Origin of the sequence: Enterobacter sp. BIDMC 26 (genome assembly GCF_000534435.1) — a bacterium.
Lineage (GTDB): Bacteria > Pseudomonadota > Gammaproteobacteria > Enterobacterales > Enterobacteriaceae > Enterobacter > Enterobacter ludwigii.
In genome coordinates, this window is the sequence record NZ_KI973182.1 from 4,834,884 (window position 1) to 4,858,382 (window position 23,499).

A 23,499-nucleotide genomic window follows, 5' to 3' on the forward strand; every position below is an offset into this window, starting at 1 on the left:
ATACAGTTTACTGCCCGTAATAGGCTTTTGCGCCATGTTTACGCAGGTAGTGTTTATCCAGCAGGGTTGGCTGCATATCCGGAAGCTGCGGTGCCAGCTGGCGGCAGAAGATGCCCATATACGCGACCTCTTCCAGCACAATCGCGTTATGTACCGCATCTTCGGCGTTTTTGCCCCAGGCAAAAGGTCCATGGGAGTGCACCAGCACGCCGGGCATTTGCGCAGCGTCGATACCCTGTTTTTCAAACGTTTCGACGATAACGTTGCCGGTTTCCCACTCATACTCGCCGTTGATCTCTTCATCAGTCATCAAACGGGTGCAGGGAATGGTGCCGTAAAAGTAGTCTGCGTGCGTGGTTCCGGTAGCCGGAATGGACTGGCCGGCCTGCGCCCAGATGGTCGCATGACGCGAATGGGTATGCACAATACCGCCAATGGTCGGGAAGGCCTGGTAGAGCAGGCGATGCGTTGGCGTGTCGGAGGAGGGTTTTTTCTTTCCTTCCACCACTTCGCCCGTGGCGATGCTGACGACAACCATATCTTCTGCGGTCATTACCGTGTAATCCACCCCTGACGGCTTTATCACGAAGACGCCGTGCTCGCGGTCAACGGCGCTGACGTTGCCCCAGGTCAGTGTCACCAGATTGTGTTTGGGCAGCGCCAGGTTGGCTTCAAGTACCTGACGTTTGAGATCTTCTAACATGCAATCCTCCAGGAAAAGAGGCCCGCCCTGCGGCAGGCCAAAGGTTCCCCTGTTAACGTTTTGAACCGTAATAGACTTCATTCCAGCGCAGCGCGTCTTTGAACGCGGGCAGGCGGGTATCGTTATCAATGACGGTCAGTTCGATGTCGTGCAGTTCGGCGAACTGACGCATGTCGTTCAGATCCAGCGCATGGCTGAAGACGGTGTGGTGCGCGCCACCGGCCAGGATCCAGGCTTCCGAGGCGGTTGGCAGGTCAGGCTGCGCTTTCCACAGGGCGTTGGCGACCGGCAGTTTTGGCAGAGAATGCGGGGTTTCAACCGCATCCACACAGTTCACCAGCAGGCGGAAACGGTCGCCCAGGTCAATCAGGCTGGCGTTGATGGCAGGGCCGGTACGGGTGTTGAAGATCAGACGTGCCGGGTCGGCTTTTCCGCCAATGCCAAGGTACTGCACGTCGAGGATCGGTTTCTCTTCAACGGCAATGGAAGGACACACTTCCAGCATATGCGAGCCCAGTACCAGGTCGTTGCCGTTTTCGAAGTGGTAGGTGTAGTCCTCCATAAAGGAGGTGCCGCCCTGCAGACCGGTTGACATCACTTTCATAATGCGAAGCAGAGCGGCAGTTTTCCAGTCGCCTTCGCCGGCAAAGCCGTAGCCCTGCTGCATCAGACGTTGTACCGCCAGGCCGGGCAGTTGTTTCAGGCCGTGGAGGTCTTCAAAAGTGGTGGTAAAGGCATGGAAGCCACCCTGTTCCAGGAAGCGTTTCATGCCCAGTTCGATACGTGCTGCATCCAGCACGTTCTGGCGTTTGTCACCGTGAATTTGTGCCGCAGGGGTCAGACGGTAGCTGCTTTCGTATTCGTCGACCAGCGCGCTTACATCGCCATCGCTGATTTCATTCACCACCTGCACCAGGTCGCCCACGGCCCAGGTATTCACCGAGAAACCAAATTTAATCTGTGCGGCAACTTTATCGCCGTCGGTGACCGCCACTTCACGCATGTTGTCGCCGAAACGCACCACTTTCAGGTGACGAGTATCTTGTCGGGACACCGCCTGGCGCATCCAGGAGCCGATACGTTTTTGCGCATGCTGATCCTGCCAGTGGCCGGTAACGACCGCATGCTGCTGGCGCATACGTGCGCCGATAAAGCCGAACTCGCGGCCGCCGTGCGCGGTCTGGTTCAGGTTCATAAAGTCCATATCAATGCTGTCCCACGGCAGGGACGCGTTGAACTGGGTATGGAACTGCATCAGTGGTTTATTGAGGATGGCCAGACCGTTGATCCACATTTTGGCCGGTGAGAAGGTGTGCAGCCACACTACCATGCCGGCGCATTTATCGTCGTAGTTCGCGTCGCGGCAGATGTTCGTGATCTCATCCGGGGTCGTGCCGAGCGGTTTGAGCACCAGTTTGCACGGCAGTTTAGCCTCTGCATTGAGCGCGTTGACCACGTGCTCAGCATGTTTCGTCACCTGTTGCAGCGCTTCCGGCCCGTACAGATGTTGGCTGCCAATGACAAACCACACTTCATAATTATTAAAAATGGTCATTATTGTGTCCTTAATGTGTCAGGGTTGCCGTAGTGTCCGCGGTGTGTTTGGCCGGGGCGGCGACAGGGAGATAGTGAAGTTCGGCGCTTTTTGCCCATTGCTGATAGCGCTGATAAAGCTGTTCAAAACGCTGCGCCTGCTGAGCACGCGGCTGGAGGGTATTTTCGACAGCGCTCGCCATGTGCTGCTGCGCGGTCGGGATATCGGCATGAACGCCTGCCGCAACGGCCGCGAAGATCGCTGCCCCGAGGGCACAGCACTGATCGGAGGCGACAATCTGCAGCGGACGGTTCAGCACGTCACAACAGGCCTGCATGATTACCGGGTTTTTACGGGCGATGCCGCCCAGTGCCATCACGTTGTTGACGTCGATGCCCTGCTCGGTGAAGCACTCCATAATGGCGCGCGCCCCAAAGGCAGTTGCGGCAATCAGGCCGCCAAACAGCGCTGGCGCGTCGGTGGCGAGGTTAAGATCGGTGATCACCCCTTTCAGGCGCTGGTTGGCAAATGGCGTACGGCGACCGTTGAACCAGTCGAGCACTACCGGCAGGTGATCGAGAGAAGGATTCTTTGCCCACGCGGCGGTGAGCTGCGGCAAAAGCTGTTTTTTACTTTCGGCAATCTGGGTCTTCAGCTCAGGATGTGCCGCCGCCAGCTGATCCAGCGGCCAGCCCAGCACGCGGCCAAACCAGGCGTAGATATCGCCAAAGGCGGACTGACCCGCTTCCAGACCGATAAACTCCGGTACGACACTACCGTCAACCTGGCCGCAGATGCCTTTTACCGCCCGATCGCCTACGCTGGCTTTATCCGCGGTAAGAATGTCGCAGGTGGAGGTGCCGATTACCTTCACCAGCGTGTTTGGCTGGGCGCCAGCGCCCACCGCACCCATGTGGCAGTCAAACGCCCCGCCGGAGATGGCCACGTTTTGCGGCAGACCCAGGCGCGTCGCCCACTCTTCACAAAGCGTACCCACCGGAATATCGGCGGTGAAGGTGTCGGTAAACAGCGGGTATTGCAGACTCGTGTTGATGACGGGATCGAGTTCATCGAAGAACGCCGCCGGTGGCAGGCCACCCCAGCTTTCATGCCACAGGGATTTGTGTCCGGCGCTGCAGCGTCCGCGGCGGATATCCTGCGGACGCGTGGTACCGGAGAGCAGGGCTGGTACCCAGTCGCACAGTTCAATCCAGGATACCGCGGCCTGCGCAACGGATGCGTCCGCGCGGGTTACGTGGAGGATCTTGGCCCAGAACCATTCACTGGAGTAAATACCGCCGATGTAGCGCGAGTAGTCCGTTTTACCGGGCTGGTGACACAAGCGGGTAATGGCTTCGGCCTCTTCAACGGCGGTGTGATCTTTCCACAGCACGAACATGGCGTTCGGGTTATCAGCAAACTCCGGACGCAGCGCCAGAACATGGCCTTCGGCATCCACAGGGGCAGGCGTTGAGCCGGTACTGTCGACACCAATCCCGACGATTTCTGCCCGCTGGGCGTCGGTCAGTTCAGTCAGTACGGTTTTGATTGCCGCTTCCATCGACTCAATGTAGTCACGTGGATGGTGACGGAACTGGTTATTTGGCGCATCGCAGTAGCGCCCCTCTTGCCAGCGCGGGTACCACTCAACGCTGGTTGCTATTTCCTGGCCGCTTGTACAGTCCACTGCCAGAGCGCGAACCGAGTCGCTGCCAAAATCGAGGCCAATCGCAATTGCCATGGTGTTGCTCCATCAAAAAACAGGTATGAGAGAACATTAGAGACTGGAGGCGAAAATCGTCAGGCAGGATCCGCTAATCTTATGGACTAAATTGCTGTTGCAATAGAAAGTGTGACGCCGTGCAAATAATCAATGTGGACATTTCTGCCGCACTTATAGACACTTTTGTTACTGCTGATCTGCCCCCGTGGGCGGAAAAATCAGGGGGAAAGGCTGAAACATGGCGGACGTAAAAGAGGCGTGATGCTTTTTGGATCTTTTCGCGGGCCATTTTTATACTGCTTTTATCGATATGGACAATTGGTTTCCTTCAGGACCCTTGGGAGAACTGAATCTATGGCCGAAACGCAAAACGATCCCTTATTACCGGGCTACTCGTTTAATGCTCACCTGGTGGCGGGGCTGACCCCTATCGAGGCTGAGGGATATCTCGATTTTTACGTCGACCGACCGCTCGGGATGAAAGGATATATTCTGAACCTGACGGTGCGTGGGGAAGGGATTATCAAAAATAACGATCAGCAGTTTGTCTGCCGTCCGGGCGATATGCTGCTGTTTCCGCCGGGAGAGATCCACCACTACGGGCGTCACCCGGAGGCCAAAGAGTGGTATCACCAGTGGGTCTACTTCCGCCCGCGCGCCTACTGGCAGGAGTGGCTCTCGTGGCCGGCTATTTTTGCGCACACCGGTTTTTATCGCCCCGACGAGGTTCATCTGGCTCAGTTCCGCGAACTCTTTGCCCAAATTATTGAAGCGGGGCAGGCGGGTGGCCGGTATGCCGAACTGCTGGCGATTAACCTGCTTGAACAAGTGCTGTTGCGCCGGATGGAGGCGATAAACGCGTCACTTAATCCTCCGCTGGACAACCGCGTGCGCGACGCCTGCCAGTACATCAGCGACCATCTGGCCGACAGCCAGTTCGATATCGCCAGCGTCGCCCAGCATGTGTGTCTCTCACCGTCGCGGCTGTCACATCTGTTCCGTCAGCAGCTGGGCGTTAGCGTCCTGAGCTGGCGTGAGGACCAGCGTATCAGCCAGGCGAAGCTCCTGCTCAGCACCACCCGCATGCCCATTGCCACCGTGGGGCGCAATGTGGGCTTTGAAGACCAGCTCTATTTCTCCCGGGTATTTAAAAAATGCACCGGTGCCAGCCCCAGTGAATTCCGGGCAGGATGTGAATAAACGGTAAAAAAAGATAAACAAGCAGGTGAACTGTGGAAGCAACCTGTAAACTATTCAGACAATTGTTGTCTTGACGCGGTGCAGGGCGCTAAGCAGAATCCCTGATTCGTTTTCTGACCGGAATAGTTATGCAGGCATTGCTGGAACATTTTATCACCCAGTCCGTTATGTATTCGCTTATCGCCGTTGCGCTGGTGGCGTTTCTGGAATCGCTTGCACTTGTTGGGTTGATCCTCCCCGGCACGGTGATGATGGCGGGGCTGGGCGCGTTGATTGGCAGCGGTGAAGTGAATTTCTGGCAGGCGTGGATGGCGGGGATTATCGGCTGTTTGCTCGGCGACTGGATCTCCTTCTGGCTGGGCTGGCGCTTTAAGAAACCGCTGCACCGCTGGTCGTTCATGAAAAAGAACAAAGCCTTGCTGGATAAAACCGAACACGCGCTGCATCAGCACAGCATGTTCACGATCCTCGTGGGTCGCTTTGTTGGACCAACGCGTCCGCTGGTGCCGATGGTCGCGGGGATGCTGGATCTGCCTGTTGCGAAATTCGTGGTGCCGAACATCATCGGCTGTGTTTTCTGGCCGCCGTTCTACTTTCTGCCGGGGATCCTGGCAGGGGCCACCGTTGATATTCCTGACGGAATGCAAAGTGGCGAGTTTAAGTGGTTGTTGCTGGCTACGGCCCTGCTGTTGTGGATCGCTGCCTGGCTGTGCTGGCGACTGTGGCGCAGCGCGAAAGCGAATGTTGATCGCCTGACGCGTTATCTGCCACGCTCGCGCCTGTTGTGGCTCGCGCCGTTAATGCTGGGGGTTGCCGTGGTGGCGCTGGTCGCCCTGATTCGCCACCCGCTGATGCCGGTGTACGGTGAAATTCTCTTGAAGGTGGTGAGCCGTTAATCTGTTTCCCTCTCCCGTGGGAGAGGGTCAGCCCGCACTGATGCCCAACAATGAAGACGCCCCTGCGTGACCACTGAGCAGTTCCTCTGTGCCGCCATCCCAGGCAATTCTCCCTTCTGCAATGACCACCGATCGTGGCGCAATCCGCGCGGCATCCTCGATGCTGTGTGAAACCATCAGCATTGTCAGTTGCTGACGCTGGCACACGTCCTGCACCAGGATAAGCATCTCCTGGCGCAAGGCAGGATCGAGTGCAGAGAAGGGCTCATCCAGAAGCAGTATGGGCTGCTCGCGCACCAGGCAGCGCGCCAGCGCCACCCGCTGACGCTGCCCGCCGGAGAGGGCTTCGGGGAGGCGGTCAATAAACGCGGTAATGCCCATCTGAGCGGCAATCAGCTCCAGCTTCTGGCGCTGACCGTCGTTGAGTTTCAGGCCAGGATCCATACCCAGGGCGATGTTTTGCCGCACCGTCAGATGCATGAACAGATTATTTTCCTGGAACAGCATCGACACCGGACGTCGGGCGGGTGGCGTGCGCGTATGGTCGCTGTTTTCAATCACTATCGACCCGCTGGCCGGTTGCAGAAAACCGGCAATCAGATTGAGCAAAGTACTCTTTCCGGCCCCGCTCGGACCCAGAACCGCAATCATCTCTCCCTGACGAACCGAAAGGGAGAAGCGCATTGGCAGATGCTGGTAGAGCCAGGTTACATCAGTCAGTTTTAACATTACGCCCCGGAAGTTTTTCGATAACGGTAAATAAGGCAAAGCAGAGCACCAGTAACAGCAGCGCCGTGACGGCTCCCTCCTGGCTACGATAGGAGCCAATTTGCTGGTACAGCCAGTACGGGAGGGTGCGGAAATCTTCATTACCGAAGAGCGCCACGACACCAAAATCACCAATTGAGAGCACACAGGCGAAGGCCAGGGCCTGGGCCAGCGGGCGTTTCAGCGCACGCAGTTCGATAATCTTTAGCCGCTGCCAGCCCTGCAGACCGAGCGACTGGCACAGCAGCGCGTAGCGGCTGTTGATGTCTCGCATCGGATTTTCCAGCACCTTCAGCGCGTAGGGGATCGCCATCAGGGCATTGGTGAAAATCACGATGCCGTCGGCGTTTTCCGGCAGGCCAATAGTGCTGTTGAACAGTAAAAAGAACCCCGTCGCCAGTACAATGCCGGGCATCGCCAGGATCAGCATGCCTGTCAGCTCCAGGGCATGCCCGGCTTTACGGGCCTGACGCGCGTAAAGCTCGCGGCTGCTCCATAAAAGCATCATGGTCAGCATGACACACAGCAGCCCGGCGGCCAGCGCGATCCGTAACGAGGTCCACGTTGCCTGCCAGAGAACGGGCTGCTGCAACACGGTAACGAGATTCAGGTTCAGGCCATCGACGATGACGGCCATCAGTGGCGGAAGCAGAAGCAGCAGCGCCAGCGTGATAAGCAGCAGGTCAGCAATTCGGCTATGCATGCTGTCCTGCGGGTCGCGCCAGCCGGTTATCTGATTACTGCCCGGCGGGATGGCTTTGCTCAGACGCTGGCTCAGCAGCACAAGGCACAGGCAGCAAACCATCTGCACCATCGCCAGCAGCGCGGCGCGGCCGGGGTCATAGTCGTAACTGAGCGCCTGGTAAATTGCCAGTTCGATGGTGGTGGCCTGCGGGCCGCCGCCGAGTGAAAGCACGGTGGCAAAACTGGCGAAACAGAGCATAAAGATCAGAGCCGCAACCGGCGGGATCTGACGACGCAGCCACGGCCATTCGACCAGGCGGAAGAAGGATACGCCGCGCATGCCCAACTGGGCGGCAAGCTGGCGCTGTTCACCGGGGATGTTTTCCAGTGCCTGTAGAAAGAGTCTGGTCGCCATCGGCATATTGAAAAAGACGTGCGCCAGCAGAATGCCCTTCAGTCCGTAGGGCGAGAAGCGCCACTCCAGACCCAGCAGGCTGAAAAGTGAAGCCAGCCACCCCTGACGGCCATAGACGCTCAGGATGCCAAACACGGCCACCAGGACCGGCAGGATCAGCGTCATGGCGCACAGGCGCAGCAGGGCCTGCCTGCCGGGGAAACGGCGGCGATAAAGCGCGCGTGCCAGGAAAATGGCGGGGATAACCGACAGCAGCGCAGAGAGAAAGGCCTGCCAGAAAGAGAAACGGATAACGTGCCAGAGATAACTGTCGTGCCAGAGCGCGAACAGGTCGCTCTCTGGCGCGTTAAACCACAAGGCAAGGAATGCGCCCAGACTGACCGCCACCATCAATACGGCGGCGAGCAGCCCAGGAATTAACCAGCCGGGAATTAACGGCTGACGGCGCGTTGCCATTCACTTACCCATGCTGCTCGCTGCGCGGCAACCTGCTGAGGCGTAAACTCCAGCGAGGTTTGCGGTTTGGTCAGTTTCTCAAAGCCCGCTGGCAACGCCACGCTGGTCACGGGGTACATCCAGTTACCCGCTGGAATAGCGTTCTGGAATGCCGGGGAGACCATAAATTTCAGGAACTTCTCGGCCAGTTCGGGCTGTTTGCTGGATGCCGTGCGGGCTGCCACTTCGACCTGCAGATAGTGCCCTTCAGCAAAACTGGCGGCGGCGTAATTGTCTTTTTTCTCGGCGATGATGTGGTAAGCCGGGGAGGTGGTGTAGCTCAGAACCAGATCACTTTCCCCTTTCAGGAACAGACCGTAGGCTTCGCTCCAGCCTTTTGTCACGGTGACGGTTTTGGCGGCCAGCTTCTGCCACGCTTGCGGAGCGTCATCGCCGTAGACTTTCTGCATCCACAGCAGCAGCCCCAGGCCTGGCGTACTGGTGCGAGGATCTTCATAAATAACGCGCCATTTCTGCTCGCTTTCGACCAGTTCCTTCAGGCTTTTCGGCGGGTTTTTAAGCTTGTTTTTGTCGTAAACAAACGCGAAGTAACCGTAATCGAACGGCACAAAGGTGTCGTTCTGCCAGCCGCCCGGGACGCTGACGGCATCGGTGGCGACGCCGCTTTTGGCAAACAGTTTGGTTTTCGAGGCGGCCTCCAGCAGGTTGTTATCCAGCCCAAGCACCACATCGGCTTTACTGTTTTTGCCTTCCATGCGCAGGCGGTTAAGCAGAGAGACGCCATCTTCTAGCGCCACGAACTTCAGTTCGCACTGACAGTCAGCTTCAAAGGCTTTTTTCACCACCGGACCCGGACCCCAGTCGGCTGAGAAGGAGTCGTAGGTGTAGACCGTCAGGACGGGCTTCGCGACGGCAGGCAGCGCAAACAGCGCCAGAAGGGGGAGAACTTTTTTTAACACTTTGCACCTCAAGGTTGAGTGGCAAAGGATTTTGAGTGACAGCCTCAAATCCCTTCGCCGGCGTTATCCGGATCAGGTTCGACGGGTATTATCTCAGCGCACATCAGTGATGCAGCACCCCGTTGAGAACGGCGCTATTGTAATGATTTGGCAAATATTACGAAAGTGTTATGGCTCCGGCGGGGAAAACCAGGCGGATTTAAAATCAAACCAGCCCAGCGTATTCATTCTGACACCGCGCATACTACGCTGCCCCTGGATCATCAGCCAGTGATGGATCAACGGCACGATCGCTTGTTCAGCCAGCAACTGCTGGCACCATGAGGCCAGATTCATGTCGCCGGCGCGCCAGCGGGCCGCGTCCTGCTGCCAGTCCCGGTCTATGCAGTGCTGGATAAGCGGGACCTCATACAGGTGAGAGAAGAGCGAGAAATCAAGCGGCAGGGTAAAGTTGGCGCTGTTGAGCCAGATGTCGCTGACGATCTCCCCCTGATGCCATTCATCGTAATCCACCTCTTTGACATCCAGCCTCACCCCAACGGCGGCCAGCAGTCGGGTCATGATTCTGGCGATAAAGCGGTGTTCAACGTGCTCGCGATAGTAGGTCAGGGTGATGGACTCCAGCCCGGCGGGCTTGTCGCAGTATGTCGGGCGGGCGTGATGCCAGCGAGGAAGCAGACCATACGCCGGGAACCAGTAGGTCTGGTACTGCTCCTCCGCATGATAAATCAGGCTGGAGGGCGACAACACGTGGCTTATCCATTTGCGCACCTCATGGTTTGCCCCGCGATGGGTACGGCTGTCGAACAGCAGGTAGTAGCACCCTTCTTCGAGCCGGCTCTCCACGGCCTTTTCGCCCGTGGTGGGCCCTTCCAGCGTCAGCCCGGCGCTCAGCTCTTCGTTGAGATCCGGTAATACCCACACGTTCACTTCGTCGATCAGCGCCCGGTAGCCAAAATAGTCATCAAAAGCGCGGATTTTCAGCTGGTTGTTGTTATTGCGCGATACAGAGTAGGGGCCGGTGCCAATCGGCAGGCTGGCAAAATTATTCATCGACTCCCATTCACCGGGCAAAATCATCGACGGCACATAGCCCAGCAGCCACGGAAGCCATTTGTCCGGCTGAGACAGTTCAACATCCAGTGTCCATGCCGTAGGGGAGTGAACGCGTGAAATATGGGAATAGAGCGGTAGCGTGCAGGCGCGCTCTAAAGAGGCAATCACATCGACCATCTCCAGCTCGCGGCCGTGGTGGAAATGAATACCAGGACGTAGAAAAAAGCGCCAGTGAAGAGGAGAAAGTTGCTGCCAGTGGTGCGCAATATCCGCTTCCAGTTCCCCATTTTCCTCATTTATGCGCGTCAGGCCGCTGAATATTTGTCGGGCCATATGGGTTTCAGAGCGGCGTAACGCCGTGCCGGGTAACAGGTTTTTCATCGGTCGATAGTAGAGCACCCGCAGAATGTGGCGACCCTGACGAAAGCTGCGCCCGAGATGCGACACCAGCATCTGGCGTACTGCCGCTTTGTCCCCCACCAGCTGCACCAGCTGGTCGATGCGGTCCTGTTCCAGCAGGTCTTCCGCCCGCTGCTGCTGCAACGCCAGCCCGGTATACAGGAAGGTCAGGCGCGAGCGTTTTCCGCGACCCGCCTCGGCCTCCCAGTTGAGCCAGCCCTGCTGCTGCATGGTATTAAGCAGCGTGCGCATGTGCCGGCGCGAACAGCTGAGCAGGTCCGCCAGCTCGTTCAGCGTGGTCTCCTGCGATCGCCCCTCGCAGCATTGCCAGAGGCGGATAAATTGTTGTTGCAGACGACCAGAGGGCATAAAAGGGGAACTCCTGACAAAAAACCAGCAATTTATTAATCCCTATATTAGGCCAATAATTCTTCCCGATGAAGTGAGGAGGTAAATTATGAAGAGGTCTACCGCACGTCAGTTTTATCAGCGTTATTTTTCAGCGACGCAGGGAGCGTCCTGGCTGGCCCGCCAGTGTGCAGAGCAACGGTTGAAAATCCTGGAAGATCTGATGCAGTGGGACGTTACAAAACCGACCTCTTCTTGCTAACTCGCCTCGATCATGTGTGACTGAGTATTGGTGCTTATCACCCGCCAGCAAAATGTTTTTGCTGGCTTTTTTCGTTTACTATTCACCCACTTTCGATTCGCTTTCACAAGGACTTGCGCATGCTCTGGTTGATGACGATGGGGCGACGCCTGAACGGCGTGTATGCCGCTTTTATGCTGGTGGCCTTTATGATGGGCGTGGCGGGGGCATTGCAGGCTCCGACGCTGAGTCTGTTTCTCAGCCGTGAGGTGGGGGCGCAGCCGTTTTGGGTGGGGCTGTTTTATACCGTGAACGCCATCGCCGGGATCCTGGTCAGTCTGGCACTGGCAAAACGATCGGACAATCGGGGCGATCGTCGCAAACTGATCCTCTTTTGCTGCGCCATGGCCGTGGGTAACGCGCTGCTGTTTGCCTTCAATCGCCATTACCTGACGCTGATTACCTGCGGCGTGCTTCTGGCGTCGCTCGCCAATACCGCCATGCCGCAGCTGTTCGCGCTGGCCCGTGAATACGCGGATAACTCGGCGCGGGAAGTGGTGATGTTCAGCTCGGTCATGCGTGCGCAGCTCTCTCTGGCCTGGGTGATCGGCCCGCCGCTGGCGTTTATGCTGGCGCTGAACTATGGCTTTACCACCATGTTTTCCATCGCTGCCGGCATTTTTGTCATCAGCCTGATACTGATTGCCTTTGCGCTACCCTCAGTGGCGCGAGTGGAGCTGACGACGGATAAACCCATCACCCAGGTGAGCGGCTGGCAGGATAAAAACGTCCGCATGCTGTTTATCGCGTCCATGCTGATGTGGACCTGCAACACCATGTACATCATTGATATGCCGCTGTGGATCAGCAGCGATCTGGGGTTGCCGGACAAGCTTGCGGGGATCCTGATGGGGACGGCTGCCGGCCTGGAAATTCCGGCGATGATCCTGGCGGGTTATTACGTTAAGCGTTTTGGAAAGCGCCGCATGATGATCGTCGCCGTGGCGGCAGGAGTGCTTTTTTATCTGGGGCTGATCGTCTTCCATTCGCGCGAAGCACTGCTTGCACTGCAGCTGTTTAACGCCGTGTTTATTGGCATCGTGGCCGGGATTGGGATGCTCTGGTTCCAGGACTTAATGCCGGGACGGGCAGGCTCTGCCACTACGCTCTTTACCAACAGCATTTCAACGGGCGTTATTCTGGCAGGGGTGATTCAGGGGGCGTTGTCGCAAACCTACGGCCACGCGTCAGTGTACTGGATGATTGCGGCCATTTCCGTGGTGACGCTGGTGCTAACCTGCCGGGTAAAAGATGTGTGATTCTGAAAGGCGGCTTCACGCAATAAAACGATTTTCTGACAGGGTCTGAGAAGGCGCATAAAGTGCGTGGCGGGAGCCGAGGCTGTTTGCCTCAGGCTGACGCAAGAGGCAAACAGTGATGAGGCCCACATCAATTAACACTGATGGTGTACTGCACCATTTTGTTGGACGATGTTGATCTTCACCGGGATGGTACGCAGCCTACCCCATAAACGCAGGCTGTTTTTGCTCATAGGCGGAGATGGCATCTTCGTGCTGCAGCGTCAGGCCAATACTGTCCAGGCCATTCAGCATGCAGTGACGACGAAAGGCGTCAATGCTGAAGCTGTAGGATTTATCACCCGCTTTCACCACTTCCGCTTCCAGATCCACTTCAAACGAAATCCCAGGATTTGCCTTCACCAGGGTGAACAATTCGTCCACCTGCGCATCGCTCAGCGTCACCGGCAGCAGCTGGTTATTGAAGCTGTTGCCGTAGAAGATATCGGCAAAGCTTGGGGCGATAACCACTTTGAACCCGTAGTCGGTGAGCGCCCAGGGTGCATGTTCACGGGAAGAGCCGCAGCCAAAGTTTTCACGCGCCAGCAGAATCGATGCGCCTTTAAATTCCGGGAAGTTCAGCACGAACTCGGGATTGGGCACTTCGCCTTTGTCGTCCAGGAAGCGCCAGTCGTTAAACAGATGCGCGCCAAACCCGGTACGGGTCACCTTCTGCAAAAACTGCTTTGGAATGATGGCGTCAGTGTCGACGTTAGCGGCGTCCAGTGGGACAACCCGGCCCGTATGTTGGGTAAATTTCTCTGCCATGATTGTCTCCTTATTTCAGGCTGCGAATATCGGCGAAATGACCGGTCACTGCCGCAGCGGCGGCCATTGCCGGGCTGACCAGGTGAGTACGCCCACCGCGGCCCTGACGGCCTTCAAAGTTACGGTTACTGGTGGAGGCACAACGCTCGCCAGGATTCAGGCGGTCATTGTTCATGGCCAGGCACATGGAGCAGCCAGGCAGGCGCCATTCGAAGCCCGCTTCGATAAAGATCTTATCCAGGCCTTCGGCTTCCGCCTGGGCTTTCACCGGGCCGGAACCCGGCACGACCAGCGCCTGAACGCCCGGTGCCACTTTACGGCCTTTGGCAATCTCGGCCGCCGCGCGTAAATCTTCGATACGGGAGTTGGTGCAGGAGCCGATAAACACTTTATCAATGGTCACGTCAGTCAACGGAATGCCTGGCTTCAGACCCATATAGGCCAGCGCTTTTTCCGCACTGGCGCGCTCGACCGGATCGCTGAAAGAGGCCGGGTCAGGAATATTATCGTTAACGGAAATCACCTGGCCCGGGTTGGTTCCCCAGGTCACCTGTGGCGCAATGTCTTCCGCCTGCAGCGTAACCACGGTATCAAACGTCGCACCATCGTCGGTTTTCAGGGTTTTCCAGTACGCAACTGCCTCAATAAAATCCTGGTCTTTCGGCGCGTGCAGACGGCCCTTCACATAGCTGAAGGTTGTTTCGTCTGGCGCAACCAGGCCCGCTTTTGCCCCCATCTCAATGGCCATGTTGCAGAGCGTCATACGGCCCTCCATGCTCAGTGCCTGGATGGCTTCACCGCAGAATTCAACCACGTGACCGGTGCCGCCTGCGCTGCCGGTTTTACCGATGATGGCCAGCACGATGTCTTTGGCGGTAATGCCCGGGGCCGCTTTGCCTTTCACTTCAATCTTCATGGTTTTGGCGCGGCCCTGTTTCAGGGTCTGCGTCGCCAGAACATGTTCAACTTCAGAGGTACCAATACCGAACGCCAGGGCCCCAAACGCGCCGTGGGTGGCCGTGTGGGAGTCACCGCAGACGATGGTCATGCCTGGCAGGGTGATGCCCTGTTCTGGCCCCATCACGTGGACGATACCCTGATACGGGTGGTTCAGATCGTAGAGCTCGACGCCAAATTCATTGCAGTTTTTGATCAGCTCCTGCATCTGGATACGCGCCATTTCACCCGACGCATTGATATCTTTGGTTTGCGTGGAGACGTTGTGATCCATTGTCGCGAAGGTTTTACCTGGCTGGCGCACCGGGCGCTTATGCGCACGCAGTCCGTCGAATGCCTGAGGGGAGGTAACCTCGTGCACCAGATGGCGATCGATATACAACAGTGGGGTTTCGTTTGGTGCCTCGTAAACTACGTGCGCATCAAACAATTTTTCATATAACGTTTTCGCCATGATTACACCCCTTCAGCGACATAGCGGGCAATAATGTCGCCCATTTCATCGGTACTGACTGCCGCCGTGCCGCGTGCTAAATCACCGGTACGGACACCTTCTTCTAACGCACGGTTAATGGCGTTTTCAATTGCGGTTGCTGCATCACCGGCATCAAGGCTGTAGCGCAACAGCAAGGCCAGGGAGAGGATCTGCGCAATCGGGTTGGCAATGTTTTTGCCGGCGATATCGGGCGCGGAGCCGCCAGCAGGTTCGTACAGGCCAAATCCCTCTTCATTGAGGCTGGCTGATGGCAACATCCCCATAGAGCCTGTGATCATTGCGCACTCGTCCGAGAGAATATCGCCGAACAGGTTGGAACACAGCAGAACGTCAAACTGCGACGGATCTTTAATCAGCTGCATGGTCGCGTTGTCGATGTACATATGGGACAGTTCGACATCCGGATACTGTTTCGCGACTTCACTGACGATTTCACGCCACAAAATAGAAGACTGCAGAACGTTCGCTTTATCGATAGACGTCACTTTATGACGACGTTTGCGCGCCGACTCAAAGGCGATATGGGCGATACGTTCAATTTCAAAACGGTGATAGACCTCAGTATCAAAGGCTTTTTCATGCTGACCGCTGCCTTCGCGCCCTTTAGGCTGCCCGAAGTAGATCCCGCCGGTCAGTTCACGCACGCACAGGATGTCAAAGCCGTTAGCCGCGATATCTGCACGCAGCGGACAGAACGTTTCCAGCCCCTGGTACAGCTTCGCCGGACGCAGGTTGCTGAACAATTTAAAATGTTTACGCAGTGGCAGCAGCGCGCCGCGCTCAGGCTGCTCGGCGGGCGGCAGGTGTTCCCATTTAGGGCCACCCACGGAGCCAAACAGCACTGCATCCGCATTTTCACACCCTTCAACGGTCGCTTTTGGCAGCGGAGTACCGTGATTATCGATGGCGATACCGCCCACATCATAGTGGCTGGTGGAGATTTTCATCGCAAAACGCGAACGAACGGCTTCCAGTACTTTCAGCGCCTGTGCCATCACTTCCGGGCCAATACCGTCACCCGGTAACACAGCAATATGGTAATTCTTCGACATTACACGGTTTCCTTGTTGTTCTCTTTATTCTGAGCTTTGCGTTGCAACTCTTTTTCAACTTCAGCGGCGCGCCAGATATTGTTCAGCACGTGGACCATCGCCTTCGCGGAGGATTCAACAATATCCGTCGCCAGGCCCACACCGTGGAAACGACGGCCATTATGGGTGACCACGATATCAACCTGACCCAGGGCATTCTCACCGTGGCCCTTGGCCGTCAGGTCATATTTCACCAGCTCTACGTCGTATTCGGTGACGCGGTTAATTGCGCGGTAAATGGCATCAACCGGGCCATTGCCGTTTGCCGCTTCGGCCTTAATGTCTTCGCCACAGGCCAGTTTGACCGAGGCAGTCGCAATGTCGCTGGAGCCTGACTGCACGCTGAAGTAATCGAGGCGGAAGTGCTCAGGCTCTTCCTGCTGTTTATTGATGAAGGCCAGCGCTTCCAGGTCATAGTCGAATACCTGACCTTTTTTATCGGCCAGCTTCAGGAAGGCGTCGTACAGCTGATCCATGTTGTAATCGCTGTCCTTATAACCCATCTCTTCCATACGGTGTTTCACCGCCGCACGACCGGAACGGGAGGTCAGGTTCAACTGAACCTGGTTCAGGCCGATGGATTCCGGGGTCATGATTTCGTAGTTTTCACGGTTTTTCAGCACGCCATCCTGATGAATACCGGAGGAGTGCGCAAAGGCGCCGGTACCCACAATCGCCTTGTTAGCCGGGATGGGCATGTTGCAGATCTGGCTGACGGTCTGGCTGGTACGCCAGATTTCGTTGTGATTGATGCGGGTATGCACATTCATGATGTCTTTGCGCACTTTGATCGCCATGATCACTTCTTCCAGTGAACAGTTACCTGCACGTTCACCGATGCCGTTCATCGCGCCTTCTACCTGACGTGCACCGGCGTGCACCGCCGCGATGGCGTTGCCAACGGCCAGCCCCAGGTCGTCGTGGGTATGTACGGAGATAATCGCTTGATCAATGTTTGGTACGCGTTCATACAGACCGGTAATGATGTTGGAGAACTCAAACGGCATGGTGTAGCCGACAGTGTCCGGGATGTTGATGGTTTTAGCGCCCGCATTGATGGCAGCTTCCACCACGCGCGCCAAATCTTCAATCGGCGTACGGCCAGCATCTTCACAGGAGAATTCAACGTCATCCGTGTAGTTACGGGCACGTTTGACCATGTAGACCGCGCGCTCAATGACCTCATCCAGCGTGCTGCGCAGCTTGGTGGCAATGTGCATAGGAGAGGTTGCAATAAAGGTATGAATACGGAATGCTTCGGCAACCTTCAACGACTCGGCCGCAACATCGATATCTTTTTCCACACAGCGTGCCAGGCCACAGACGCGGCTGTTCTTAATGGTACGCGCAATGGTCTGCACGGATTCGAAGTCACCCGGAGAAGAGACAGGGAAACCGACCTCCATCACGTCGACACCCATACGTTCGAGAGCCAGCGCGATCTGCAGTTTCTCTTTCACACTCAGGCTTGCCTGTAATGCCTGTTCACCGTCACGTAAAGTTGTATCGAAAATAATGACTTGCTGGCTCATGGGTTAGGTCCTTGTCAGTCTTAGGGCGCCTTGCTACGAGCATAAAAAAACCCGCGCAGTGGCGCGGGTTTTTAGTCTTACTGGTGACGATTCAACGCTGAATTTCGCCCGCCAGTCTACCGCGCACAGTGGATGCGTTTAGTAGTAGTAGACCGGTGAAACGAATGGTGCGAATCATGAATCGTGCTCCGTTAAATTCAATATGCTTTTAGTGGTACTGGATACGACTGTGCATGTCAACCCCTGCAGGCAAAAACGCACCCGGCTGGCCTGGTTGACAGGATATGTGCTTTAGCTAATTGTGCTGGGTTTTGCTTTTCCGACCCTACAAATTGTCTAATTTTGGACTGAGAAAAAGGTTGCAGAAATAATTGAATATAATTGTGATGAATAAATTAAAAGTTCGCTACCCAATTGTATGGGACGCAAATGGGTTTGATATCATTAAGTTATAAATGCGGTGAATGTTTTTTATCACTTCGGATGTCTAATGGTTATTACAGATTGTTAACTTATTTAATCGGGGTTGCAATAACAGTTTAATAATACTTAAGACATCATTAACCCGCTGGCGATTGTATATTGGTCTAGTTTATGGTTTCATTCAAATCCTAAAGTGAAGCATATCATTTGCAGTGGTGTTTATTTTATCGTTTGTCAGTGGCGAAAAGTCATTTTCGCTAAACTGTTCTTTATATTTTCCGAATTTAAAATAATTCTCTTTCGCTGATCGTATATGCATGGTAAATCATATTCTTCGGAATTATTACAGTACGTTGGCAAAGGGAGTGTAGCGTGACAGTGGAGTCAGAAGTGCCAGAAATTAATATTAAACAACCTCAAACTACTGATGGGATTAAACCGCAGTTACGTACAGTGGACCTTAATCTGCTCACGGTATTTGATGCTGTCATGCAGGAGCAGAATATCACCCGGGCGGCCCATACGTTGGGGATGTCTCAGCCCGCGGTCAGTAATGCTGTCGCCAGACTTAAGGTTATGTTTAACGACGAGTTATTCGTTCGTTACGGGAGAGGAATACAGCCTACCGCACGGGCATTCCAGTTATTCGGCTCTATCCGTCAGGCGTTGCAGCTGGTTCAGAACGAGCTGCCAGGGTCAGGCTTTGAACCTTTAAGCAGTGAGCGTGTATTCAATCTTTGTGTTTGCAGTCCGTTAGATAATTATTTGACGTCGATTATTTATAATAAAGTTGAAGAGATCGCTCCCAATATCCATCTGGTTTTTAAATCATCCTTAAATCAAAACACAGAGCATCAGTTACGCTACCAGGAGACCGAGTTCGTTCTGGGATATGAAGAATTTCGACGTCCTGAATTTTCTTGCGTTCCGCTGTTTAAAGATGAAATGGTGTTGGTCGCCAGTAAAAAACACCCCCGACTCAATTCTCCGCTTCGGGAAAGTGACGTTTATAGCGAGCAGCATGCTGTTGTTGCGCTCGACAGATATGCTTCCTTTAGCCTGCCGTGGTATGACACGGCGGATAAACAGGCAAGCGTTGCTTATCAGGGAATGGCAATGGTCAGCGTATTAAACGTGGTCTCGCAGACACATCTGGTGGCTATTGCACCACGCTGGCTGGCTGAAGAGTTTTCCGGTCAACTACAACTGCAAATGTTGCCGTTGCCGCTCAAGCTGAATAGCCGTACCTGCTATCTCTCCTGGCATGAAGCCGCCGGTCGGGATAAAGGGCATCAGTGGATGGAAGAGTTGCTGATCAGTATTTGCCGTCGATAAGCGCATCAGGATAAATTGCATCTTCGCGTGTGATTTATCCTGGTTTTTTCTCTGTTATTGTTATTTTATTCTGTTGTGAATTTTTTCTTACTGCTCTCTGGCTCGCAAAAATAGATGATTTCCTGAATCGACGCGCTTTTCAGCGATGATTAATCATCTCATCCTCTAATACCAGATGAATTGACCATATCCTTCCTTAATACCTGTTTTTTCTGCTTTGCGAACCGTTTAGCTCACCCGGTCTGCTAATTGCCTGCCTCATAACGAGCGGTTAAGGTAACGATCACTCTGCAAAATATAAGATTGGTTTAACCCAGTCGTAAGACGGTGCGGAAATGAATTCTGCAGCTCGTCTATAACAAAATGCCTGGAGGCAAAGCATGGAGATGTTGTCTGGCGCGGAAATGGTCGTCCGATCGTTAATCGATCAGGGCGTGAAGCAAGTGTTCGGTTATCCCGGAGGCGCAGTCCTGGATATTTATGATGCGCTTCATACGGTAGGCGGCATTGACCATGTTTTAGTACGCCACGAGCAGGCGGCGGTGCATATGGCTGACGGGCTGGCCCGCGCGACAGGTGAAGTAGGCGTGGTATTAGTGACGTCCGGTCCCGGCGCGACAAACGCCATCACCGGCATTGCCACGGCGTATATGGACTCTATCCCGCTGGTTATTCTTTCCGGCCAGGTGGCGACGTCACTGATTGGCTACGACGCGTTTCAGGAGTGCGACATGGTGGGAATTTCGCGTCCCGTTGTGAAGCACAGCTTCCTGGTTAAGCAAACTGAAGACATCCCGGGGATATTGAAAAAAGCCTTCTGGCTGGCAGCAAGCGGGCGTCCCGGCCCGGTGGTGGTCGATCTGCCGAAAGATATCTTGAACCCGGCGAACAAGCTTCCTTATGTCTGGCCGGAGTCGGTGAGCATGCGCTCATACAACCCAACGACGCAGGGCCACAAGGGGCAGATCAAACGTGCCTTGCAAACGCTGCTGGCCGCCAAAAAACCGGTAGTCTATGTCGGTGGTGGGGCAATCAATTCTGCCTGTGAAGGGCAGCTTCGGGAGCTTATCGAGAAACTCAATCTTCCCGTTGCGTCGTCGCTGATGGGGCTGGGCGCTTTCCCGGCAACTCACCGTCAGGCTCTGGGGATGCTGGGTATGCACGGCACCTATGAAGCCAACATGACGATGCACCATTCCGATGTGATCTTTGCCGTCGGCGTGCGCTTTGACGATCGCACCACCAACAATCTGGCGAAATACTGCCCGAACGCCACCGTGCTTCATATTGATATCGATCCCACCTCTATTTCGAAAACGGTGTCTGCGGATGTGCCGATCGTCGGTGATGCCCGCCAGGTGCTGGAGCAAATGCTGGATCTGCTGGCACAGGAGCCGCCTTCCCAGCCGCTGGATGAGATCCGTGACTGGTGGCAGCAGATCGAACAATGGCGCGCGCGTCAGTGCCTGAAGTATGACACGCAAAGCGACAGCATTAAGCCGCAGGCGGTGATCGAAACTATCTGGCGGCTGACGAAAGGCGAGGCATACGTGACGTCTGACGTGGGTCAGCATCAGATGTTTGCCGCCCTTTATTATCCGTTTGATAAACCGCGCCACTGGATTAACTCCGGAGGGTTAGGAACGATGGGCTTTGGCTTGCCTGCCGCACTGGGCGTCAAGCTGGCTCTGCCTGACGAAACCGTCGTCTGCGTGACGGGAGACGGCAGTATTCAGATGAACATCCAGGAGCTGTCGACGGCCCTTCAGTATGAGCTGCCGGTACTGGTGCTGAACCTGAATAATGGTTATCTCGGGATGGTGAAGCAGTGGCAGGACATGATCTACTCTGGTCGTCACTCTCAGTCCTACATGACGTCACTGCCGGACTTTGTTCGTCTGGCTGAAGCCTACGGCCATATTGGGATGCGAGTGACCGATCCGGCAGAGCTGGAAACGAAGCTCGGTGAAGCGCTTGAGCACGTTAAAAATAACCGCCTCGTTTTTATGGATGTCATTGTTGATGGCACCGAGCACGTATACCCGATGCATATTCGCGGTGGTGGTATGGATGAAATGTGGTTAAGCAAAACGGAGAGAACCTGATATGCGCCGGATATTATCTGTTTTACTGGAAAACGAGTCTGGCGCACTGTCGCGCGTCATTGGCCTTTTTGCACAGCGCGGCTATAACATTGAAAGCCTGACCGTTGCGCCGACTGACGATCCGACGCTGTCGCGCATGACCATCCAGACCGTCGGCGATGCCAAAGTGCTTGAGCAGATCGAGAAACAGCTGCATAAGCTGGTCGATGTTCTGCGCGTCAGCGAGCTGGGGCAGGGTGCCTACGTTGAGCGAGAGGTCATGCTGGTGAAAATCCAGGCCAGCGGTTACGGGCGCGAGGAAGTGAAACGTAACACGGATATCTTCCGTGGGCAGATTATAGACGTCACGCCTTCTATATATACGGTTCAGCTGGCCGGAACGAGTGACAAGCTGGATGCCTTCCTGGCATCTGTACGGGATGTGGCAAAAATTGTTGAGGTTGCGAGATCGGGCGTTGTTGGCCTGTCACGCGGCGATAAGATCATGCGTTAGTTGTCTAAAAGGTTCGCCTCTTTCTGCCCGGTCACCAAAGCCGGGCTTTTTTTTGTGTAATCAGCCGACAACAGAGATAAAAGCGGTTGCCGCGAAGGCTATTCTGCGTTTAGATGTTAAAAGATTTAACCATAACCTTGCCAAGGCCATGGACTCTTTTCATTTTTTAAGGGGCAATTGTGAAACTGGATGAAATCGCCCGGCTAGCCGGCGTGTCACGAACAACGGCCAGCTATGTGATTAACGGTAAAGCAAAGCAGTACCGTGTCAGCGATAAGACCGTTGAAAAAGTTATGGCGGTGGTTCGTGAACATAACTACCATCCGAATGCTGTCGCAGCTGGCCTGCGTGCCGGACGCACCCGCTCTATTGGCCTGGTGATCCCGGATCTGGAAAACACCAGCTATACCCGTATCGCCAACTATCTTGAACGTCAGGCGCGCCAGCGTGGCTATCAGTTGCTGATTGCCTGCTCGGAAGACCAGCCCGACAACGAGATGCGCTGTATTGAGCATCTGCTCCAGCGTCAGGTCGATGCCATCATCGTCTCCACCTCTTTACCGCCTGAACACCCATTCTATCAACGCTGGGCGAACGACCCATTCCCGATTGTGGCGCTGGATCGTGCGCTCGACAGGGAGCATTTCACGAGCGTCGTCGGTGCCGATCAGGATGATGCCGAGATGCTGGCGGCAGAGCTGAGAACCTTCCCGGCTGAAACGGTGCTGTATCTGGGGGCGCTGCCTGAACTGTCAGTCAGCTTCCTGCGTGAACAGGGGTTCAGAACCGCCTGGAAAGACGATCCCCGTGAGGTGCACTACCTCTATGCCAACAGCTATGAACGTGAAGCGGCCGCACAGCTTTTCGAGAAATGGCTGGAAACGCACCCGATGCCGCAGGCGCTATTCACCACCTCATTTGCTCTGCTGCAGGGGGTGATGGATGTGACCTTACGCCGTGAGGGTAAACTGCCTTCCGACCTGGCCATCGCGACCTTCGGTGATAACGAGCTGCTCGACTTCCTCCAGTGCCCGGTTCTGGCGGTGGCTCAACGCCATCGTGATGTGGCTGAACGCGTGCTGGAAATTGTGCTGGCAAGTCTGGACGAGCCGCGTAAACCGAAGCCGGGTCTGACGCGTATTAAACGTAATCTTTACCATCGCGGAATTTTGAGCCGCCATAAATGAAATGACGGGGCGGAGAAATCTGCCCCCTTTTGACGAAATAATTCGCCGGGATAATTCCCGTAGAGAAATTAGGATAATTCTTGCGAATTTACCTTCTGCTATTTTTCTTAATTCATTTTGGCGTTTAATGGTTCCTTTAAAGGACGTTTAAACGATTTTAAATGCCTGTCTTTGTATTATTTTGTTACAAACCCTCTTCCGGCGATGAATATTCAGACGTTTTTCCTTCTCCTGTGCCAGCTTGCACGGCAACCGCCGCGTTTCGCGAGCCCTGGGGTGAATCTGGCGCTGTTATCCCCTGAGAATCTGTCATAAAATGCTGCCCGCGTCGCAAACTGACACTTTATATTTATCTGCGATGATATTGAGTGA

General features: G+C 55.1%; 20 protein-coding genes and 1 riboswitch. Of the genes, 8 read left to right on the forward strand and 12 right to left on the reverse strand.

The window, feature by feature from the left end; translation table 11 throughout:
• Nucleotides 1-7: 7 nt before the first annotated feature.
• From araD to araB, 3 genes are read right to left on the reverse strand one after another with little or no spacing between them, the layout of a single operon-like run.
• Nucleotides 8-703: an L-ribulose-5-phosphate 4-epimerase gene (gene araD / locus L462_RS00940; protein ID WP_032679615.1), complete on the reverse strand. Its 696-nt coding sequence runs from the start codon at nt 701-703 to the stop codon at nt 8-10.
• Between the two features lie 52 nt (nt 704-755).
• Nucleotides 756-2,258, reverse strand: a complete 1,503-nt coding sequence (araA, locus tag L462_RS00935; protein ID WP_014168604.1) for an L-arabinose isomerase — start codon at nt 2,256-2,258, stop codon at nt 756-758.
• A 10-nt stretch (nt 2,259-2,268) separates the two neighbouring features.
• Nucleotides 2,269-3,978 (reverse strand): ribulokinase, encoded by a 1,710-nt coding sequence (araB, locus tag L462_RS00930; RefSeq protein ID WP_025205438.1) that lies wholly within the window; start codon nt 3,976-3,978, stop codon nt 2,269-2,271.
• 336 nt (nt 3,979-4,314) lie between these two features.
• On the opposite strand from araB, the gene araC reads away from it, so the two are divergent.
• Both araC and L462_RS00920 read left to right on the forward strand, forming a co-directional pair.
• Nucleotides 4,315-5,160 carry an arabinose operon transcriptional regulator AraC gene (gene araC, locus L462_RS00925; protein ID WP_025205437.1) on the forward strand — a complete coding sequence of 282 codons (846 nt, stop codon included), beginning with the start codon at nt 4,315-4,317 and terminating at the stop codon, nt 5,158-5,160.
• Nucleotides 5,161-5,288: 128 nt separating this feature from the next.
• A complete protein-coding gene (locus L462_RS00920; protein ID WP_014168607.1) occupies nt 5,289-6,056 on the forward strand; it encodes a DedA family protein in 768 nt (255 codons plus the stop codon).
• Nucleotides 6,057-6,083: 27 nt separating this feature from the next.
• On the opposite strand, the gene thiQ is transcribed toward L462_RS00920, so the two are convergent.
• The 4 genes from thiQ to sgrR all read right to left on the reverse strand — a co-directional run bounded on the left by thiQ (nt 6,084) and on the right by sgrR (nt 11,162).
• The gene (thiQ, locus tag L462_RS00915) at nt 6,084-6,785 is read right to left on the reverse strand and encodes a thiamine ABC transporter ATP-binding protein ThiQ (protein ID WP_032679616.1); all 702 of its coding nucleotides are present in this window, start codon (nt 6,783-6,785) and stop codon (nt 6,084-6,086) included.
• Nucleotides 6,769-8,379 (reverse strand): thiamine/thiamine pyrophosphate ABC transporter permease ThiP, encoded by a 1,611-nt coding sequence (thiP, locus tag L462_RS00910; protein ID WP_032679617.1) that lies wholly within the window; start codon nt 8,377-8,379, stop codon nt 6,769-6,771. The genes thiQ and thiP overlap by 17 nt, the downstream gene beginning before the upstream one ends.
• Nucleotides 8,355-9,338, reverse strand: a complete 984-nt coding sequence (gene thiB / locus L462_RS00905) for a thiamine ABC transporter substrate binding subunit (RefSeq protein WP_032679618.1) — start codon at nt 9,336-9,338, stop codon at nt 8,355-8,357. The genes thiP and thiB overlap by 25 nt, the downstream gene beginning before the upstream one ends.
• A gap of 31 nt (nt 9,339-9,369) precedes the next feature.
• Nucleotides 9,370-9,470, reverse strand: a riboswitch (TPP riboswitch).
• 36 nt (nt 9,471-9,506) lie between these two features.
• Complete coding sequence (gene sgrR, locus L462_RS00900) at nt 9,507-11,162, reverse strand: HTH-type transcriptional regulator SgrR (RefSeq protein WP_014168611.1); 1,656 nt, start codon at nt 11,160-11,162, stop codon at nt 9,507-9,509.
• 88 nt (nt 11,163-11,250) lie between these two features.
• On the opposite strand from sgrR, the gene sgrT reads away from it, so the two are divergent.
• Together sgrT and L462_RS00890 are read left to right on the forward strand one after the other, a co-directional pair.
• Nucleotides 11,251-11,403, forward strand: a complete 153-nt coding sequence (sgrT, locus tag L462_RS00895) for a glucose uptake inhibitor SgrT (RefSeq protein ID WP_014168612.1) — start codon at nt 11,251-11,253, stop codon at nt 11,401-11,403.
• Nucleotides 11,404-11,522: 119 nt separating this feature from the next.
• A complete protein-coding gene (locus L462_RS00890) occupies nt 11,523-12,701 on the forward strand; it encodes a sugar efflux transporter (RefSeq protein WP_032679619.1) in 1,179 nt (392 codons plus the stop codon).
• Between the two features lie 201 nt (nt 12,702-12,902).
• Here the strand turns inward: L462_RS00890 and leuD are convergent, their stop codons facing one another.
• From leuD to leuL, 5 genes are all read right to left on the reverse strand, one after another.
• Nucleotides 12,903-13,508 (reverse strand): 3-isopropylmalate dehydratase small subunit, encoded by a 606-nt coding sequence (leuD, locus tag L462_RS00885; RefSeq protein WP_032679620.1) that lies wholly within the window; start codon nt 13,506-13,508, stop codon nt 12,903-12,905.
• Nucleotides 13,509-13,518: 10 nt separating this feature from the next.
• Entirely contained in the window at nt 13,519-14,919 is a 1,401-nt protein-coding gene (leuC, locus tag L462_RS00880; protein WP_020882571.1) for a 3-isopropylmalate dehydratase large subunit, read from the reverse strand.
• Between the two features lie 2 nt (nt 14,920-14,921).
• Nucleotides 14,922-16,013, reverse strand: coding sequence for a 3-isopropylmalate dehydrogenase (leuB, locus tag L462_RS00875; protein WP_032679621.1), 1,092 nt, complete (start codon nt 16,011-16,013; stop codon nt 14,922-14,924).
• The gene (gene leuA / locus L462_RS00870) at nt 16,013-17,584 is read right to left on the reverse strand and encodes a 2-isopropylmalate synthase (RefSeq protein WP_014168617.1); all 1,572 of its coding nucleotides are present in this window, start codon (nt 17,582-17,584) and stop codon (nt 16,013-16,015) included. The genes leuB and leuA overlap by 1 nt, the downstream gene beginning before the upstream one ends.
• Nucleotides 17,585-17,675: 91 nt before the next feature.
• The gene (gene leuL, locus L462_RS25820; RefSeq protein WP_071530973.1) at nt 17,676-17,762 is read right to left on the reverse strand and encodes a leu operon leader peptide; all 87 of its coding nucleotides are present in this window, start codon (nt 17,760-17,762) and stop codon (nt 17,676-17,678) included.
• A 635-nt stretch (nt 17,763-18,397) separates the two neighbouring features.
• Here leuL and leuO point away from each other — a divergent pair.
• The 4 genes from leuO (at nt 18,398) to cra (ending at nt 23,127) form a co-directional block, all read left to right on the forward strand.
• A complete protein-coding gene (gene leuO / locus L462_RS00865) occupies nt 18,398-19,342 on the forward strand; it encodes a transcriptional regulator LeuO (RefSeq protein WP_032669418.1) in 945 nt (314 codons plus the stop codon).
• 380 nt (nt 19,343-19,722) lie between these two features.
• Nucleotides 19,723-21,447, forward strand: coding sequence for an acetolactate synthase 3 large subunit (gene ilvI, locus L462_RS00860; RefSeq protein WP_014168620.1), 1,725 nt, complete (start codon nt 19,723-19,725; stop codon nt 21,445-21,447).
• Nucleotide 21,448: 1 nt separating this feature from the next.
• Complete coding sequence (ilvN, locus tag L462_RS00855; RefSeq protein ID WP_003856371.1) at nt 21,449-21,940, forward strand: acetolactate synthase small subunit; 492 nt, start codon at nt 21,449-21,451, stop codon at nt 21,938-21,940.
• 179 nt (nt 21,941-22,119) lie between these two features.
• Nucleotides 22,120-23,127, forward strand: a complete 1,008-nt coding sequence (cra, locus tag L462_RS00850) for a catabolite repressor/activator (RefSeq protein ID WP_014168621.1) — start codon at nt 22,120-22,122, stop codon at nt 23,125-23,127.
• Nucleotides 23,128-23,499 lie beyond the last annotated feature (372 nt).

Excerpts from the sequence above, each read along its gene's own strand:
- araD (WP_032679615.1), bottom strand. The coding sequence starts at position 703 with ATGTTAGAAGATCTCAAACGTCAGGTACTTGAAGCCAACCTGGCGCTG.
- araA (WP_014168604.1), bottom strand. The coding sequence starts at position 2,258 with ATGACCATTTTTAATAATTATGAAGTGTGGTTTGTCATTGGCAGCCAA.
- araB (WP_025205438.1), bottom strand. The coding sequence starts at position 3,978 with ATGGCAATTGCGATTGGCCTCGATTTTGGCAGCGACTCGGTTCGCGCT.
- araC (WP_025205437.1), top strand. The coding sequence starts at position 4,315 with ATGGCCGAAACGCAAAACGATCCCTTATTACCGGGCTACTCGTTTAAT.
- L462_RS00920 (WP_014168607.1), top strand. The coding sequence starts at position 5,289 with ATGCAGGCATTGCTGGAACATTTTATCACCCAGTCCGTTATGTATTCG.
- thiQ (WP_032679616.1), bottom strand. The coding sequence starts at position 6,785 with ATGTTAAAACTGACTGATGTAACCTGGCTCTACCAGCATCTGCCAATG.
- thiP (WP_032679617.1), bottom strand. The coding sequence starts at position 8,379 with ATGGCAACGCGCCGTCAGCCGTTAATTCCCGGCTGGTTAATTCCTGGG.
- sgrR (WP_014168611.1), bottom strand. The coding sequence starts at position 11,162 with ATGCCCTCTGGTCGTCTGCAACAACAATTTATCCGCCTCTGGCAATGC.
- sgrT (WP_014168612.1), top strand. The coding sequence starts at position 11,251 with ATGAAGAGGTCTACCGCACGTCAGTTTTATCAGCGTTATTTTTCAGCG.
- L462_RS00890 (WP_032679619.1), top strand. The coding sequence starts at position 11,523 with ATGCTCTGGTTGATGACGATGGGGCGACGCCTGAACGGCGTGTATGCC.
- leuD (WP_032679620.1), bottom strand. The coding sequence starts at position 13,508 with ATGGCAGAGAAATTTACCCAACATACGGGCCGGGTTGTCCCACTGGAC.
- leuC (WP_020882571.1), bottom strand. The coding sequence starts at position 14,919 with ATGGCGAAAACGTTATATGAAAAATTGTTTGATGCGCACGTAGTTTAC.
- leuB (WP_032679621.1), bottom strand. The coding sequence starts at position 16,013 with ATGTCGAAGAATTACCATATTGCTGTGTTACCGGGTGACGGTATTGGC.
- leuA (WP_014168617.1), bottom strand. The coding sequence starts at position 17,584 with ATGAGCCAGCAAGTCATTATTTTCGATACAACTTTACGTGACGGTGAA.
- leuL (WP_071530973.1), bottom strand. The coding sequence starts at position 17,762 with ATGATTCGCACCATTCGTTTCACCGGTCTACTACTACTAAACGCATCC.
- ilvI (WP_014168620.1), top strand. The coding sequence starts at position 19,723 with ATGGAGATGTTGTCTGGCGCGGAAATGGTCGTCCGATCGTTAATCGAT.
- ilvN (WP_003856371.1), top strand. The coding sequence starts at position 21,449 with ATGCGCCGGATATTATCTGTTTTACTGGAAAACGAGTCTGGCGCACTG.